Annotated in this window: 13 protein-coding genes and 1 pseudogene; 3 read left to right on the top strand and 11 right to left on the bottom strand. The window is 58.4% G+C overall.

The genetic code is table 11. The annotated features are described in order from the left end of the window. Window positions 1-670: HtaA domain-containing protein (locus E4U03_RS11095; RefSeq protein ID WP_194210411.1), on the bottom strand; the 670-nt coding region annotated here is incomplete at its 3' end. Between the two features lie 199 nt (window positions 671-869). Here E4U03_RS11095 and E4U03_RS11090 point away from each other — a divergent pair. Both E4U03_RS11090 and E4U03_RS11085 read left to right on the top strand, forming a co-directional pair. Next, on the top strand, window positions 870-1,526 hold the full coding sequence (locus E4U03_RS11090; RefSeq protein WP_135013798.1) for a heme oxygenase (biliverdin-producing): 657 nt from the start codon (window positions 870-872) through the stop codon (window positions 1,524-1,526). A gap of 248 nt (window positions 1,527-1,774) precedes the next feature. Next, window positions 1,775-2,671, top strand: a complete 897-nt coding sequence (locus tag E4U03_RS11085; protein ID WP_135013797.1) for a hypothetical protein — start codon at window positions 1,775-1,777, stop codon at window positions 2,669-2,671. A gap of 164 nt (window positions 2,672-2,835) precedes the next feature. On the opposite strand, the gene purL is transcribed toward E4U03_RS11085, so the two are convergent. The 4 genes from purL to E4U03_RS11065 all read right to left on the bottom strand — a co-directional run bounded on the left by purL (window position 2,836) and on the right by E4U03_RS11065 (window position 7,018). Continuing rightward, window positions 2,836-5,154 (bottom strand): phosphoribosylformylglycinamidine synthase subunit PurL, encoded by a 2,319-nt coding sequence (gene purL, locus E4U03_RS11080; protein ID WP_135013796.1) that lies wholly within the window; start codon window positions 5,152-5,154, stop codon window positions 2,836-2,838. A 25-nt stretch (window positions 5,155-5,179) separates the two neighbouring features. After that, window positions 5,180-5,989 (bottom strand): phosphoribosylformylglycinamidine synthase subunit PurQ, encoded by an 810-nt coding sequence (purQ, locus tag E4U03_RS11075; RefSeq protein WP_135013795.1) that lies wholly within the window; start codon window positions 5,987-5,989, stop codon window positions 5,180-5,182. A 5-nt stretch (window positions 5,990-5,994) separates the two neighbouring features. Beyond that, window positions 5,995-6,246, bottom strand: a complete 252-nt coding sequence (gene purS, locus E4U03_RS11070) for a phosphoribosylformylglycinamidine synthase subunit PurS (protein WP_135013794.1) — start codon at window positions 6,244-6,246, stop codon at window positions 5,995-5,997. Between the two features lie 205 nt (window positions 6,247-6,451). Further along, window positions 6,452-7,018 carry a TetR/AcrR family transcriptional regulator gene (locus E4U03_RS11065; protein ID WP_135013793.1) on the bottom strand — a complete coding sequence of 189 codons (567 nt, stop codon included), beginning with the start codon at window positions 7,016-7,018 and terminating at the stop codon, window positions 6,452-6,454. A 94-nt stretch (window positions 7,019-7,112) separates the two neighbouring features. Here E4U03_RS11065 and E4U03_RS11060 point away from each other — a divergent pair, with 94 nt between their 5' ends. Beyond that, window positions 7,113-7,496 carry a DUF1304 domain-containing protein gene (locus tag E4U03_RS11060; RefSeq protein WP_135013792.1) on the top strand — a complete coding sequence of 128 codons (384 nt, stop codon included), beginning with the start codon at window positions 7,113-7,115 and terminating at the stop codon, window positions 7,494-7,496. Between the two features lie 125 nt (window positions 7,497-7,621). Here E4U03_RS11060 and E4U03_RS11055 read toward each other — a convergent pair whose 3' ends face one another. The 6 genes and pseudogenes from E4U03_RS11055 to E4U03_RS12955 all read right to left on the bottom strand — a co-directional run. Continuing rightward, window positions 7,622-8,722 (bottom strand): zinc-dependent metalloprotease family protein, encoded by a 1,101-nt coding sequence (locus E4U03_RS11055; protein ID WP_135013791.1) that lies wholly within the window; start codon window positions 8,720-8,722, stop codon window positions 7,622-7,624. A 16-nt stretch (window positions 8,723-8,738) separates the two neighbouring features. After that, entirely contained in the window at window positions 8,739-9,671 is a 933-nt protein-coding gene (locus E4U03_RS11050; RefSeq protein ID WP_135013790.1) for a 3-methyladenine DNA glycosylase, read from the bottom strand. A gap of 387 nt (window positions 9,672-10,058) precedes the next feature. Further along, entirely contained in the window at window positions 10,059-10,754 is a 696-nt protein-coding gene (locus tag E4U03_RS11045; RefSeq protein ID WP_167752408.1) for a DUF2599 domain-containing protein, read from the bottom strand. 1,574 nt (window positions 10,755-12,328) lie between these two features. Beyond that, window positions 12,329-13,618, bottom strand: a complete 1,290-nt coding sequence (locus E4U03_RS11040) for an aspartate kinase (RefSeq protein WP_135013788.1) — start codon at window positions 13,616-13,618, stop codon at window positions 12,329-12,331. Between the two features lie 146 nt (window positions 13,619-13,764). Then, window positions 13,765-14,874 carry a recombination mediator RecR gene (recR, locus tag E4U03_RS11035; protein ID WP_135013787.1) on the bottom strand — a complete coding sequence of 370 codons (1,110 nt, stop codon included), beginning with the start codon at window positions 14,872-14,874 and terminating at the stop codon, window positions 13,765-13,767. Between the two features lie 12 nt (window positions 14,875-14,886). After that, window positions 14,887-16,029, bottom strand: a pseudogene (locus E4U03_RS12955) (hypothetical protein); the annotation flags it as partial.

The following is a 16,029-nucleotide window of genomic DNA, read 5'->3' as shown; positions in this document are numbered from 1 at the left end:
GTTCTGGGGTGGGGGTTTCTGCGGGCTTTTCAGCGAGGTCAGCCGAGAAGGTCAGGGGTGAGAGAGCGTCACCGGCCTTGTAGAAACCGGCGAAGGCGGCTGCGCCGTCGGCGGTGAGGGTAACGGGGGCATCGGTGGCTGATACGGTGCCGTTGCTGAAAGTGATGCCTGAAAGGTCTACGGTTGCGAAGTTAACGTTGGTGGCATCGACATCGGGGGAGCCGTTGTAGCCCTTGGACTTCACATCAGCTACCAGGGTGCCCTGAGTACCGTTGATAACCAGCTTGAGGTTGGCGTAGGTGATATCAAGTTCACCCTTATGGGCGGTGAAGTGGATAGCGCCGGGGTAAGAGATAGTGCCGTTTGCACCGGTGAATTCACCATCGGCCCCCTGCCAGAAGAACGTGGAGCCGTTGAAGCTGGGGCCGCCGGTTACCTCGACGCTGCCACCGGCAAAAGCGCCGGTGACGTAGCGGATGAAGGAGTTCTTGAGTGACCAGGTCAGCTGGGCATTGCTGGCGACGTGAGTTGCGGACGCGGCAGCGACGGTGCTGTTGGTGGCATCTGCCGCGTCGGCTACGGACGCGGTGGCTAGGGTCATGCCTGACAGGGTGAGTGCGGCGGTGGCTAGGAGGGCGCAGGAGCGCCGGGTGCTGTGCTGGGGAGACATGGGCATCCTCGTGAAAACTATGTGGTGTAGGGTGGGCACATTTCGTAACATGCTCTATCTTATTAAATTTAAGGGCATGCCTAAACTAGCATTAAGGCAAGCCTAATAAAAATAGGTTACAAGTACTTGACTTAATTCTTTCTTGGTGACAGTCTGTCAATAAATAGTGTTAATCTAGCCCCCAACCAAGGAGGACCCAATGACTACCGCTCTCGCCGACACCGAGCGTCCTACCTTCTCAGCCCGCCTTAAGACAGAAACCGCTGCCCGCCACGAGCAGGCGGAACACTCCAGCTTCATGGCTGACCTGATGGGCGGCAAGCTTGACCTTGAGGCCTACCGCATGTTGCTGACCCAGTACGTCTATATTTATGAGGCCCTCGAAGAAGTAGCAGCTGGCTTCCGCGCCCACCCCAACCCCATCACCGAACCTTTCGTAATAGAAGGCCTTGACCGGCTTGCTTCTATCAAGGCTGACCTGGCTGAACTGGGCGGCCCTACCAGTGACCAGCCCTTACCTGCAACCGCTGACTATGCGGCAGCTATCCGGGCGACGGCGTCCGCCCCCGAACGCTTCTTGGCTCACCACTACCTGCGCTACCTGGGCGACCTATCGGGCGGGCAGGCCGTGGCTGCCCTGGTTGCTCGGCACTACGGTGTGCCCGCTGAAGCTCTGAGTATGTACCGCTTTGAGGCGTTCCCGAAGCCCAAGGTATTCAAGGACTCCTACCGGGGTCTTCTGGACGATGCCCCGCTGACGGACGCCCAGCGCGCCGCCCTGATTGATGAGGCACTGACTGGGTTCGACTGCAACACCCGTGTGTTCGTGCAGCTGGGTGAGAGTCTAGCCTCATAGGTGTGTAGCTAGAGGTCTCCATGCTGTGTGCAGGGTTCTTGGGCTGTGTGCAGGGTTTTCTCTGCACACGCACCAAGAACCCTGCACAGGGTTAAGACAGAAGGACGCTCCCCGGGCCGGCATCTGCCAAGCTAGAGCGCGCGACTTATCCACAGGCCTGGCTGCTAAATGACCTGTTTGTGAACCAAAAGAGCCTGCGATGTTCACACCCCTTGCAAGAGGTAGACGGGCTCGGTGACACTGCCCTTATGAATGATGTTGCAGAGATTTACCAGCAGGTGCGCTGCCTTAAAGAGTTACAAGATATCGGTGTAAGCCCCTCTGTGGCTTCGACCCGCTTTAGGTCTGGTGACTACACCAAAATCAAGCAGGGGATTTATATCGAGACCTCTACATGGAACCAGTGGAACACTCGCCAGAGATGCATAGCCCACCACGCTGCGCATATCAAAACAGTGCCGAGCGGGGTGCTGAGCCACCAGTCAGCTGCGCTTTGGCTAGGAGCTCCGCTCCTGACCCTACCCAATAAGGTGCATATGAGTTTTGCGTCAGCTTCTGTACAGCACCGCCCTTTAGTAACAGCGCATCGCGGACGTACGGACGTAGTTCGCGAGGCTCGGCTGGTAGTAGGGGCTTCTGTCGCTGCTCCGGGGCAAACTCTGCGCGATGTGGCCCTATCTCTACCTCGCGTTGAGGCGCTGGTGATTGGTGATTATTTTCTGCGGCAGGGTGTTATATCTGTAGCGTCGGCACGTGCTGCTCTGGATGAAGCGGGTGGAGCTGCGCTTACCGTGGGGCAGAGACTAAGTGCTTTAGCAGACTCTCCGGCTGAGACAATCGCGCGCGACCTTATCTGTGAGTGGAATCTGCCTCTACCTCAGGAGCAGTTCGAGGTATTCACTCACTATGGCCATGTCTACCGTGCTGACTTCGTTTGGCCTGAGTTCGGGGTCATTCTTGAGGTCGACGGTGAGGTGAAGTATTCGGGAGTCTATGGCCGCGCTGACGACGTAGTTCAGGCGGAACATCGGCGGCATCGCGAATTAGAGATGGCTGGCTGGAAGGTGGTGCGTACGCGCTGGAAGGAGCTGATGTCGCACCCTGCTACTCTCCGGCAACGGCTGTGGGAGGCCGGCGTCCGATGAGCCAGATTGGAGGTGTGCAGGTTTCTTGGGCTGTGTGCAGGGTTTTCTCTGCACACAGCCCAAGAACCCTGCACAGCGCTAAGACAGAAGGACGCCGCCACGCACCTGCTTGCCCGAAGGCAGGGGAGGGGCGCGGCGGCGTCCTTACACCGTGTAGCTAGAGACTAGCTGGGGGCAACTTCGCCGAAGTGGCGGGCGAGGGTGCCCTCGTGGGCTTCGCGCAGCTCGTCCAGGTCGATAGCGACTTCACCCTGAATATCCAGGGCGTTAGAGGCAGCATCGACCACGCCGATGCGGGCAAAGGGGTAGTCGCGGGCGGTGCACATGTCCTTGAAGCGAACTTCCTCGGAGCGGGGCACGGATACAACCACGCGGCCCAGGGACTCAGAGAAGAGCAGGGTGAAGAGGTCGATACCGTCACGCTCAGCAACCTCACCCAGACCAACGCGGGCACCGACGCCAAAGCGCAGGCAGCCCTCAACCAGGGTTGCAGCCAGGCCACCGGCAGAGACATCGTGGGCAGCATCAATCATGCCGTCGCGGCTCATGTTCACCAGCATGTCGCCCAGCAGCTTCTCGGCAGCCAGGTCAACCTTGGGAGGCAGGCCGCCCAGGTGGCGCTTGAAACGGGCCCACTCGGAGCCGTCCAGCTCGTCACGGGTAGTGCCCAGCAGGTAGAGGGCCTGACCGTCATGCTCAGGAGTCCAGCCGGAGGGGGTGCGGCGGGTGACGTCGTCCATCACACCCATCATGGCAACCACGGGGGTGGGGTTAATGGCCTTGCCACCGGTCTGGTTGTAGAGGGAGACGTTGCCGCCGGTCACGGGCACGCCCAGTTCCATACAGCCGTCGGCGATACCGCGCACGGCCTCAGCGAACTGCCACATGATGTCCGGGTCCTCGGGGGAGCCGAAGTTCAGGCAGTCAGAGACAGCCACGGGGCGGGCACCCACGGTAGCCACGTTGCGGTAGGCATCAGCCAGGGACGCCTTCGCACCCTCGTAGGGGTCGAGCTTGGTGAAGCGAGGGTTAGAGTCGGTTGCCAGGGCAACGCCCAGGCCCGTCTCTTCGTCCACGCGAATCACGCCGGAGTCATCGGGCATAGACAGGGCAGTGTTGCCCTGAACGTAGCGGTCGTACTGGTTAGTAATCCAGGACTTGGAGCACATATTGGGGGCAGCCATAAACGCCTTGATGGCCTCGCCCAGCTCAGCACCGGTGGGGCGGGCGTCGTCCGCGCTAGAACCGGTGAACTTGTCGGCCTGCAGGGAGTCCTGCCACTCGGGGCGGGTGTAAGGACGTTCGTAGGTGGGGCCGTCGTGAGCGACGGTCTTGGGGTCCACGTCGACGATAATCTCGCCCTGCCACTCGATGGTCAGGTGGCCGGAGCCGGTAACCTCACCCAGAATGGAGTATTCGACATCCCACTTCTTCATGATGTCTTCGAAGCGGCCCAGGTTCTCGGGGGTCACAACAGCCATCATGCGCTCCTGGGACTCAGACATGAGAATCTCGCCCGGGGTCAGGGTGGGGTCGCGCAGCAGAACCTTGGTCAGGTCGACGTGCATACCGCCGTCGCCGTTGGAGGCCAGTTCGGAGGTGGCGCAGGAGATACCTGCGGCACCGAGGTCCTGAATACCTTCAACGATGGAGTTCTTAAAGAGCTCCAGGCAGCACTCAATCAGCACCTTCTCAGCGAAGGGATCGCCCACCTGCACGGCGGGACGCTTGGAGGGCTTGGTGTCGTCAAAAGACTCTGACGCCAGAACGGAAGCGCCGCCAATGCCGTCATCACCGGTGCGGGCGCCGAAGAGAATCACCTTGTTGCCGGTACCTGAGGCGTTAGCGGTGCGGATATCCTCGTGGCGCATGATACCCACAGCCAGGGCGTTGACCAGGGGGTTGGCCTGGTAGCACTCGTCGAACTCGACCTCGCCGCCGATGTTGGGCAGGCCCAGGGAGTTGCCGTAACCGCCAACACCGGAAACAACACCGGGCAGGACGCGGGCGGTGTCGGGGTGGTCGATGGCACCGAAACGCAGGGGGTCCATGACGGCCACGGGGCGGGCACCCATCGAGATAATGTCACGCACGATACCGCCCACACCGGTCGCTGCACCCTGGTAGGGCTCAACGTAGGAGGGGTGGTTGTGGGACTCGATCTTGAAGGTCACGGCCCAGCCGTTGCCAATGTTGGTCACGCCGGCGTTCTCGCCGATGCCGACCATGAGGTCCTTCTTCATCTCGTCGGTGACCTTGGCACCGAACTGCTTGAGGTGCACTTTGGAAGACTTGTAGGAGCAGTGCTCTGACCACATGACCGAGTACATGGCCAGCTCGGCTGCGGTGGGGCGGCGGCCGAGAATCTTCTTGATGTCCTCGAACTCGTTCTCCTTCAGACCCAGCTCAGCCCAGGGCAGCTCGGTCTCGGGGGTGGCAGCGGCGTGCTCAACGGTGTCGAGATTAAACTTCTTGTCGCTCAAAATTCTTATTCCTTATGCGAGGCGTTTAGGCCGAAACCAGCTGGTTGAGTACGGAGGTGAAGACGCCCAGGCCGTCCGCACCGCCGCGCAGACCCACGGTGCCAGAACCTGAGGACGAGGGGCCGAAACCGGGCTCGATCGCGTGCTCGGGGTGGGGCATGAGGCCAACGACGTTGCCGCGCTCGTTGGCGATGCCGGCGATGTCGTTGCGGGAGCCGTTGGGGTTAACGTCCACGTAGCGGAACACCACGCGTCCTTCAGCTTCAAGCGCCTCAAGGGTCTTGGTATCGGCGACGTACTGGCCATCCTGGTTCTTGAGGGGGACCACGATGTTCTGGCCCGCTTCGAAGTCGCCGGTCCAGGCAGTCTGGTTGGTCTCAACGCGCAGGGTCTGATCGCGGCAGATGAACTTGCGGTGATCGTTCTTGATCATGGAGCCGGGCAGCAGATGGGTTTCGGTCAGAATCTGGAAACCGTTGCAGATGCCGAGCACCGGCAGGGGAGCGGAGCCTGAGGTGCCAGCTGCGCTAGCTGCCTCAACGACCTTGCTCATGACCGGGGCCTTCGCGGCGATAGCGCCTGCGCGCAGGTAGTCACCATACGAAAAACCGCCGGGCACAATTACAGCGTCTACATCGTGTAGAGCTGCTTCATCGTGCCACAGCGGTACGGGGGTGCCACCAGCTAGGCGGACGGCGCGGGAGGCATCGCGGTCGTCCAGGGTGCCGGGGAAGGTGATGACGCCGACGCACACATCAGCCAGGGCGGCGTCGGGAGTGTTCTGAGAGAAGTCGCCCACCAGGGGAACTTCGGTTGCTGCGAGAGATTCTGCCACGTCTTTTAGTCCTCCAGAGCTTCGACGTTGACGACGTCTTCAATCACGGGGTTAGACAGCAGCTCTTCAGCTGCCTGGCGGGCCTGCGCGAGCAGTTCTTCGGTGACTTCACCATCAACGGTCAGTTCAAAACGCTTACCCTGACGAACATCGGTGAAGTTATTCAGACCGATACGGGGAAGCTCGTGAGCGATAGCCTTGCCCTGGGGGTCGAGGATTTCGGGCTTGAGCATAACGTCAACAACAATACGGGCCATGAATGGGCACTCCTTGGGTGCTGGAATCTATATAGAGCCAGGTCTCATTTTACCGGTTTATGGGAGCTTGTGCCCCAAAGTGAGACGGCGGGGCGCAGGGCTTTTCTGTGGCGTCTGGTTGTGGTGAGTGTGCGCTATATCGCTGAGCGTGCACCCGGCAACCGCACGCTCGGCGATATGGCGCACGCTCGGTGTGAGTATGGAGCTAGCGGAGGAGCGCCTGCGCCGCCTGCAGGTTGGCTAGGGCGAGGGTTTTGTTGGTTCGGGCTAGGGTCAGGGCTGAGATGGTGAGGGCTACCAGGGCGCGGGCTTGGCCGTCCGCCTTGGCCGCGGTAAGGTGCGGACGCGCCCTGCCCAGCCCCGCGCGGAAGGCGGCAAGGAGTTCGTCGTAGTAGCCGCTGATGGCTGCGCTGACCACTGGGTCGGTGCCCACCGGGGTGTTAGCTGCCGCTATGAGCAGGCAGCCGGGGTGGCTATCGGCAGAGCTAATAGAGGTGGCCAGGGTTGCAAAGTAGTCGTTGAGGGCATCGGGCTTCGCGTCTTCGCTGGTGATGCGGGCAAGGAGCGGGCGGACGCTTTCTGCCAGGTAGTTCTCTACCGCTTCGTCAAAAAGTCCCTTTTTGGACTCGAAGGCGTGGTAGAGGCTGGAGCGCTTGAGACCGGTTGCCTGTTCAAGGTCGGGGATTGAGGTTGCCTCGTAGCCCCGATCCCAAAAGACGCCGCGGGCTGCCCTGACGGCGTCCGTTCGGTCGAAGGTTGCTGTGCGCCCCATGGTGTGTCTCGTTTCATAGCTAAAAAAATTGTGTACTGACCATTCTAGTATATATTGGAATAAGCATTACAAAAACCTATGAAAGGATTTTCCCATGACTATCGCCGGTATCATCGCCCTACTGCTCGCCGTCGCCCTGCACGTTTTCATCTTCTACCTCGAATCCTTCGCCTGGACCACCCGAGCCCTACCCGTCTTCGGCATGAGCCGTGAATCAGCCGAACAGACCAAGGAAATGGCCTACAATCAGGGCTTCTACAACCTCTTCCTAGCAATCATTGCCGCCGCCGGTGCCCTGGCTCACTTCGCTGGTGCTCCCGCCGTGGGCCTGGCCCTCATGCTCGCCGGTACCGGGTCAATGCTGGCTGCTGCGGCCGTCCTCTTCATCACCTCACCCGACAAGCGCTCCGCCGCCATGAAACAGGGTGCCTTCCCGCTGCTTGCCGTCCTCCTGCTCACCCTTGGCGCAGCCCTCTAAGGAACCCGTCACCCTGCTGCTACTTTCCCCAAGGAGACCTGAAAACCTAAAAGGGACCGCATACTACGCGGTCCCTTTTAGGTTTTGCGGTCCCCTTGGGCGTGGTGGGGGAGAGAAAAACGTGATTACTCGGCAGGTAGGTAGCCCAGCTGGCGGGCCAGGTCAGCCGTCATTTCGTTGTTCTCAATCTCAGGTTCCTGCTGCTCATAGGGCGAGATGCCGGGGGCAGAAGACTGGGCCTGGAACTTCATGGTTATCAGATCGTTCGGTGCGGTCAGCTTACCGATAGTGCCGTCACGGTTCACATCAATCTGCTGGGCGGTAGTTTCTACGACGCCGTCCTGGTCAAAGTCGATACCCTGGTGGGCGTTCCAGTAGCGGGTGCCGTAGTGAATTGAGAAGCCGCGGGCAGCGTTACCGGCACCCTTAGACTCAACCACTGCGGTCTCATCAATGGTCATACCCACACGGGTGGAGTAACCGTAGTAGACAGACCCGTCGGTGCGGCGCACACCTTCCAGCTGGTATTTGTAGTTCATGATGCTGGTGTAGTTGGGCTTGTAGTTCGTGCCGTCGGTGCCACCGTGGTTCAGGCCCAGGTTGTGGCCGAGCTCGTGAATGAAGGTGCCCACGCGGATAGCGCTACTTGCCTTGCCCCAGTGGGTGGGGCCGACGGTCACCATGAAGGTGCGGCCAGGGTAGTAGCCTGAGCCAGAAGACCCGCTGGTGCCGTAGTAGTCGCCCCAAATCATGTAGTGGAAGACGCCTGCACGTGCCGGGTCGGAGTTAGTGCCCCGTAAAGTATTCACGTCGCCCAGGCCATTAAAACCCTGGTGAGGGATCTCGTTGCCGCCGCCCAGGTCGTAGGCGGGGTAGATGCTACCGGCGTCCAAGTGGATGGTGATGCCGGTGGTGCCGTTGGGGTTCCAGATGGGCATGTCGGCGAAGGTCTGGACGATGGTGCCCAGCTCAGCTTCGCTGGCGAGTAGGCCGGGCATGTAGTCCATCTCAACGAAGAGGTCTTTGCGGTAGGGGTCTGCGCCCATGGCTGCGAAGTCGATGTCGATGACGCCGTCGTTGTTGTAGTCGTAGCCTTCGGTTTCCCAGACATCGAGCAGCTTATCGCCGTCGGTGTCGATGGTGACTGCTGAAGCGATCGGGGCGCTCAGCCCGGTGAAGGCCATGGCAGCAACCGCTGCGGTGGCAAGTTTGCGTGACAAACTCATGTGTGTTTTCCGTTCTCTAAGTGTAGTGTAAGGATGATTCTAGGGCATCGAGTAGCTTCTGCCGCAGGGCAACTGACCGTTCAGTGAAGAGTCTTTGCTGGCGCACGTACTCGGCCTTACCCTCGGGGGTTTCAATGGCAACCGGCTCGTAGCCCCAGTCCTTTAGGTTGTAGGGGGCGGCTTTCATGTCGAGTTCGCGCACGTCCCAGGCCAGTTCGAAGCAGTCCATGACCAGGTTCGAGGGCACCAGGGGTAGGAGCTTGTAGGCCCACTTGTAGATATCCATGTTGGCGTGCAGGCAGGCTGGCTGTTCCAGGTTGCGCTGTTGCTCACGCGTGGGCTGTAGCTCGTTCATGGGCACCGCCTGGGGCATGAAGAACCGGAACGCATCGAAGTGGGAGCACCTAATTTTATGGCTCTCAACCACCCGGTCGGTGCCCTCTGCCCCCAGGCGCAGTTCTAGGTAGTCGTGGCGGATATTATTCTCCACCGACTTATAGGCCATAGCCCACTCGTGCAGGCCAAAACAGCCAAAGAAACCGGGCTTGGCCGCGGTTTTGCCCAGGATAATCCGCGCAAAATCAATGGCTGAGGCACGGGCCTCAGCAAACTTTTCGATATCGACAAGGACGCTGGTGCCCGCCTGTGCTGCCGCGGCGGCTTCGGCAGACGGCAGGCCTGCCTCTTTTAGCTCCTGCCGGGTAGCGGCCCGGTAGAACTTCCAGTTTGCCCTCTCACCGGCGCCCAGCAGAATGACCCCCGCACCGGGGTGCCAGCGCATAAACTGCCCGGGCTTGAGGGTGTAGTAGGTGAAGAGGAAGTCTTCAACGGGGTGGGCTTGGCCATGCTCGCGGCGGCGTGCGAAGGGTAGGGCGTAGCGGCCGGAGTGTTCTTTATGGGCGCGCGCGAGTGCGCGCCAATCGTCCGGGGCAAGGAGGGTGAGGGGCATGGGGTCTATTCTAGCCCCCACATACGCTAACCTGATTTCTGGCCAGCTTATAGGGCATAAATAAATTGAAGGCTTGCACATGGGGCGCGAAAATATTTTTTGCAAATTCCTTTTATTAATCAGTTATGAGTTTTATGACTCATCGTATTTTCCTTGCTGGTGCAATGCAAGTTGATATTAGTAGTATCAAAAGAATTATGTAAAAGATTGTTGTTGCTTTCTCTATTGGCGAGTACCTCAGAATCTCCAAGATTTCTTGGTTGGCAGAAAGGTTCATGTCTTCAGCCAGCATATAACTATTGAATTTAGTGGCAAATACTCCCAAGATGTAACCCAGGGGAATTCCTGAAGTTGCCAGAAAGAGTACTCCTATTTTTCTATTCATAGTCATGAAATGGCACCAGAGTAGGGGTTGCAGCGATATTTTGCCAAGGAGATTGACCAGTTGACAACTGGGCGCCATGACTCAAAGTTGTATTCAGGAAGGGATAGGGGGTGCCCGGCAATGTGACAATACAGCTGTTCTTGAACTGATTCATTCCATCGACCAGCTTTTGTTTTTAGCTCGTCGCGATGGGCGAACCATATATGAGGGGCACGATTAGCCTTCCCCCATGTAGTAGGTGTGGCGTTAATCTTCCAGCCTTGCCCATCGGCATCATCGCCGGTTGAGATGTAGACGTTAGTATACAAATCAACTCCTAGCCAAGGGTCTGCTGTGATAGGGTAATTGAATTCTCCAGAGGTATGGTCAACTACCTGAACAATGCCTTCGTGGGAAATTTCGAACCAGGTCGGAACCTGCTGTCCAGTTGCATCGTGTGCCCAGGGGGAGGCTATTCCGAAAACAAACTCTCCTTTGGAATCGGTAGCTATGGCAGATCCGTCATTGAAGATTTTGATATCTGAGTAATCTGCATCAATCGGAAATTCATACCTGCTACTGCTACTTGAAGAATCAATTGAGAAGATAATTTGCACCGAGCCGTTTTCTGCATATGAAGCTTGTGGGGCCACTAAGCCTGTTAGTGCTACTACTGCGATAAAGATGCTCGCAGAGGTCTTACGAGATAAAGGGTTCACGGTATGCTCCTTTAGTGCTTGACCAGCCGGTTGGCTGAATTTGGGGGTAAAGAAGATGTGATGTGTAGCAATACTATATTAGTCTATATATTCCCTACAAGTCTTTGGGTGAAAAATATAGAAAATTTTTTATAAGCCCTTGAAATGGGCAAAAGCCGGGCACCGGGCCAGCAGCATGGTGCTGCTAGCCCGGGTCCCGAGGGCGTCCTCGCGGACAAACCTAGTTTAAGGCGTTCACGCCAGTCCCGAGCCAGCAGCTTCGCTGTGAGCCTGCTTTGCTCACCATTATGAGTAAGTCTCAGAAAAGTGACAGTAGGCAATCTAATTTAGTAATTAAATATATGTTCTCTATCTACTAATTTAGTTATCTTCCTCTTGCCTTGTTCTGTAATCCGCAGAGCTAGAGTCTTTTTTGAGTAGCTCTTTAATTTGGAGCTGATTTTTTCTTAGTTGAGAAACTAGAACCATAAATAAGAGCACGAGGAAAATTGCAATTACCGCATACCAGATTATGCCCATGAATAGAATGCTATAGTCCGTCATTGAGGGTCAGCCTCCTGTGTTAGTATTTTGCCTAGGGAGATGTGATAGCTAGAGGGCCGTCGCTACGAAGAACGTTTACATGGGTTCTGCTTGACCAGCCTCCTGGTGCTTGCCAAAATCCAGATAAAGTCACTTGGTTGGCGGCATCTCTTTTGGTCGTTACATTCGATACTGAGCCAAATTGACTGTCAGCCCGAGCGTACCTATAGTCTGTAATTTTTGAGCCATCCCCGCGAACATTCTGGTAGTCGAAAGTCAGGTAATACTGAATGAAGCCGTAATCCCATGAAGCTAGGCAGTTCTTCCAATAAGTCGCATAATGGACACCGGAACGAGCACACCCAGATACTGCTGCGGGAGAGATTAGCGCGGGATTTGAAAAATGATGAGATATGCTGTCATCTGGTGTTATTGAAAAGACTGCAATGAATCCGTCGGGATAGGTTCTAATCTCTTCGTTATTAGAGTTGCGGTGAATTGAAACTGCTGAGCCTCCGTTAACGGAATCCCAAAGAATTCCAGACTCTAATTTTTGGAGCAGTAAATCTTGGGTCTTTTCGTTTACATTGTGGGTTGTTAAGAAGGCCCGCAGTTCTGAATATGTATCGCTTTCAGTTTGAACCGTGTTGGTGATGGTGTCAGTGGTAACTGCATAAACGGGTTGATCTAAAGCTAGTAAGCCCCCTAATAGGGGGATGAGTGATAGGGTGGCTAAGAATTTTCGGGATATCTGCGTTTTCTAGCTCTTGCTGCAGTCTGCTTCCGTAGAAACTTGGAAGAGGGGACTTGGGGCTCGCATGAAAGATACTCCTTTAGTGCTTGACCAGCCGGTGGGCTGAATTTGGGGGTAAAGAAGATATGATGTACAGCAATACTATATTGGTCTAAATACTCCCGACAAGTCTGTGGGTGAAAAATATAGAAAATTTTTTATAAGCCCTTGAAATGGGCAAAGCCGAACCCCGGCCTGCAACGTGGTGCTGCCAGCCCGGGTCCCGAGGGCGTCCTCGCGGACAAACCTAGTTCACAACCTAGCGGCCGGTGCCACCGTAAACGGTAGCTTCACCCTCGATATCAAGGTCAAAAGCTGAGTGCACAGCGCGCACAGCCTCATCAAGCTTCTCAATATCGGTAATAACCGAAATACGGATCTCAGAGGTAGAAATCATTTCGATATTCACACCGGCGGTGCTCAGCGCATCAAAGAACTTAAAGGACACACCGGGGTTAGACTTCATACCCGCACCCACCAGCGACAGCTTACCGATGGACTCGTTGTACTGAACCTCTTCAAAGCCCAGCTCAGCCTTCTTAGCTTCAAGCGCAGTCAGAGCAGCAGCGCCCTGATCCTGGGGCAGGGTGAAGGAGATATCGGTGACGTCGGGGCGGTCGGTTGAGACGTTCTGAACAATCATGTCGAGGTTCACGTTGGTCTCATTGAGAATACCGAACACCTTGGCCGCGGAACCGGGCACATCGGGCACACCAATAACGGTGACCTTAGCCTGGCTACGGTCGTGGGCAACGCCCGAGACGAGGGGCTGTTCCAAAGGAATCTCCTTCAAATTAGTTTCCATACCCTCATTGTCGGGGATAACGAGAGTGCCTTCAAGCTGTGAGAACGAAGAGCGAACATGCAGCTTCAGGTTAAAACGGCGCGCGTACTCCACCGAACGCAGGTGCAGAATCTTGGCGCCGTTAGCAGCCATCTCAAGCATTTCTTCGCTCGTGACGGTATCGAGCTTGTGGGCGGACGGCACGATACGCGGGTCAGCGGTGAACACACCATCAACGTCTGAGTAAATCTCACAGACGTCAGCACCCAGCGCAGCTGCCAGAGCAACCGCGGTGGTGTCTGAGCCGCCCCGGCCCAGGGTAGTGATGTCACGGGTCTGGCGGTTCATGCCCTGGAAGCCTGCGACAACGGCGACGTAGCCTTCATCAAGGGCGGTGAGAATACGCTCGGGGTTGACCTCAACCAGGCGGGCAGAACCGTGCACGCCGTCGGTAATCATGCCGGCCTGGGAGCCGGTGAAGGACTGGGCGCGGCCGCCCATGTTGTTAATAGCCAGGGCCAGCACGGCCATGGAAATTCGCTCGCCGGCGCTCAGCAGCATATCGAGTTCACGCGAGGGGCCGGCGTTGGGGGTTACTTCAGCCGCAAGGTCGAGCAGTTCATCGGTGGTATCGCCCATTGCAGAGACCACCACGACGACCTCGTTGCCAGCCTTCTGCGTGTCCACAATACGGCGAGCTACACGCTTAATACCCTCGGCGTCAGAAACCGAGGACCCACCGAACTTTTGGACAATCAGGCTCATTGAAACTTCTCCAGTACAAAGGTGTTGAAGGTGCCGGGCATTTTCCGGCCTAAAACTATCGTAGGGGTGGGCGTCGCACTTGAACGATTTTTGCTCAAATGACGGGAATATAACGTGTGTGACGCTAAATTACAGACCCAAGTTTTTTAAGTCCAGGGGTTCACGTAGGTCTTACCCGGAATCGGCGGAATCTCGGGGGCGACCGTGCGCAGCGGAGTTTTCTTCAGCTCTTCCAGCTTGGCCTCGTAAGCATCGCGTAGCTCTTCTGACTGCACGCCCTCACCGGCCTCTTCTGCCTCAAAGGCAAGGGCCGCCGCGAGTTCAGCCTTCTCTTCGGCAGACAGCTCACCCGGAATACCCGCCAGCTCCTGCTCCAATAGCTCTTCGTTCAGGTCCCCCTGCTGCCCCTCCGCCGGGGAAGGCCCGCTGGGAGCTGCGGGGGTGGCGTCTGGACGCTTTCCTCCGCCCTCCTGCCCTTCGGCAGGGGAGGGGGTGGCGGCGTTCGCGCTATCAAGATCATCAAACATGGAACCAGACCAGCGGGCCCGTGGGCCCTTAGCTGCTTGCTCCGCTGAGGCCTGCTGCTCCTTGGCCTCGGTTTCTGCCTCAAGGGCAGCCTCAAAATTCTCGGCGGGATTTGCGGCCTCGGTGCGGGTGCCCTCGCTGATAATGCGGCGGCCCTCAAGGGCGCGGCCCAGGGTGATTTCGTCGGCGTATTCCAAGTCGCCACCCACCGGTAGACCCGATGCCAGGCGCGACACGCGAATACCGATGGGCACCAGCAGGCGTGAGAGGTAGGTGGCGGTAGCCTCACCCTCAAGGTTGGGGTCCATGGCGAGAATCAGCTCGGTGATGCGCTCGTCCGACAGGCGGGCCACCAGCTCGCGGATGCGCAGCTGCTCCGGCCCGATACCGGCCATAGGGTTAATGGACCCGCCCAGCACATGGTAGCGGCCGGTAAAAGAGCGGGTGCGCTCAACGGCCACTACGTCCTTGGACTCCTCCACCACGCACAGCACCGCCGGGTCGCGCTGCTCGTCGCGGCAGATAGCGCAGAGCTTGGTTTCAGAGACGTTGCCGCAGATTTCGCAGAAGCTCACGGTCTTCTTCACGCGCGCGATAGCGTCGGTGAGCTTGGCCATCTCAGAGCTTTCCGCATTCAGAATGTAGAAGGCGATACGCTGGGCTGACTTGGGGCCCACACCGGGTAGGCGGCCCAGCTCGTCAATCAGGTTCTGGACGGCACTCTCGTACACAAAAACTCCTTGTTAGCCCTGGTGAAGGGGCTGTTCATCAATGACTTTGCCGCCCAAAATCTTCTCAACGGCCCGCTGGCCAATCAGCACGGACGACTCAAGGGCGGTGTCGTCGTCGCTGGGGGTGAAGTCCTCGGGGGCTTCGGCCGGGGCGGGGGCCTGCGCCTGCTGGACAGCCCGCTGACCGGCCGCAATCTGCGCCGCGTGGCGCTCTCGGAAGGAGAGCTTCTTACCGCCGGGCTGTTGGGCTGAGCCCTGCGGTGCGGGGGTCTGCGGTGCGGACGCCTGGGCTTGCGCAGCCTGCGCCAGGGGGGCACCGGGGGCGCTGGGAGCGCCTGCTAAGGGCGCACCAGCAGGGGGCGCTGCCTGCGGCGTTTCAGGCTTAAGGTAGCCGACCCCGGCGACGTACTCGGGTTCGTCCTCGGGGGCATCGTCAAAGTAGCCGCCGTCGTAGTCACCGTATTCGTAGGCTACCGGTGCCTGGTCGGAGGCTGGTGCCTGGCTCGGGGCATGAGTCGGTGCCTGCTCCTGGTGTTGAGCCTGGGGTGCGGCGCTGTTCTCGCCCTTGGCCTCTTCTTGGAGGGCGGCGTTGTCGGCGTCCTTATGCCCCTGCTCGGCCAGACCCTTACTGGTGGGGACGGGCTCAAGGGAAACCGCGTGTGGGCTATCCTCGTGGGGCACTTGGGCAGCGGGGTCGGCGTCCTCTGACTCCTGGGCGGTATCTCGTGCCAGGGCAATATTCTGCTGTTCCTGGGGGCCGCGGGAGGGGTGCTGGGCCTTGGCGATCTCAACGGGGTCGGCCTCACCCTCAATCACGCGCAGACGCGGGGCTGATGGAGCCTGTTCCTCGGGGGCCTCGGCCGCATTACCGCTGGGGATGGCTGCTACCGACCAGGAGGTGACGGGGTTGTTCCAGTCATCGGGGCTCCACGAGGGAGGCTCCGGTGAGCGGGGCTGGCCGTGCGCTGCCCAGGCCTGGTCGCCACCGCGCGGGCCCTCAGCGACATCGGCAGCGGGCTGCCTGTTCGCAGCCTGGGGTGCGGAAGCCTGAGATGCGGGGGGCTGAGGTGCGGGGGACTGGTTACCCGGCTCCGTGCCGCCCTGGGGGGCTAGTTGGGTAGGGCCGTTACCAGGGGCAGGGTTGCTCTTGGCGGG

The organism is Rothia nasimurium, from assembly GCF_004569295.1.
Lineage (GTDB): Bacteria > Actinomycetota > Actinomycetes > Actinomycetales > Micrococcaceae > Rothia > Rothia nasimurium_B.
Note: the sequence above shows the minus strand (reverse complement) of the source record. Positions and strands in the feature narration are given on the sequence as shown.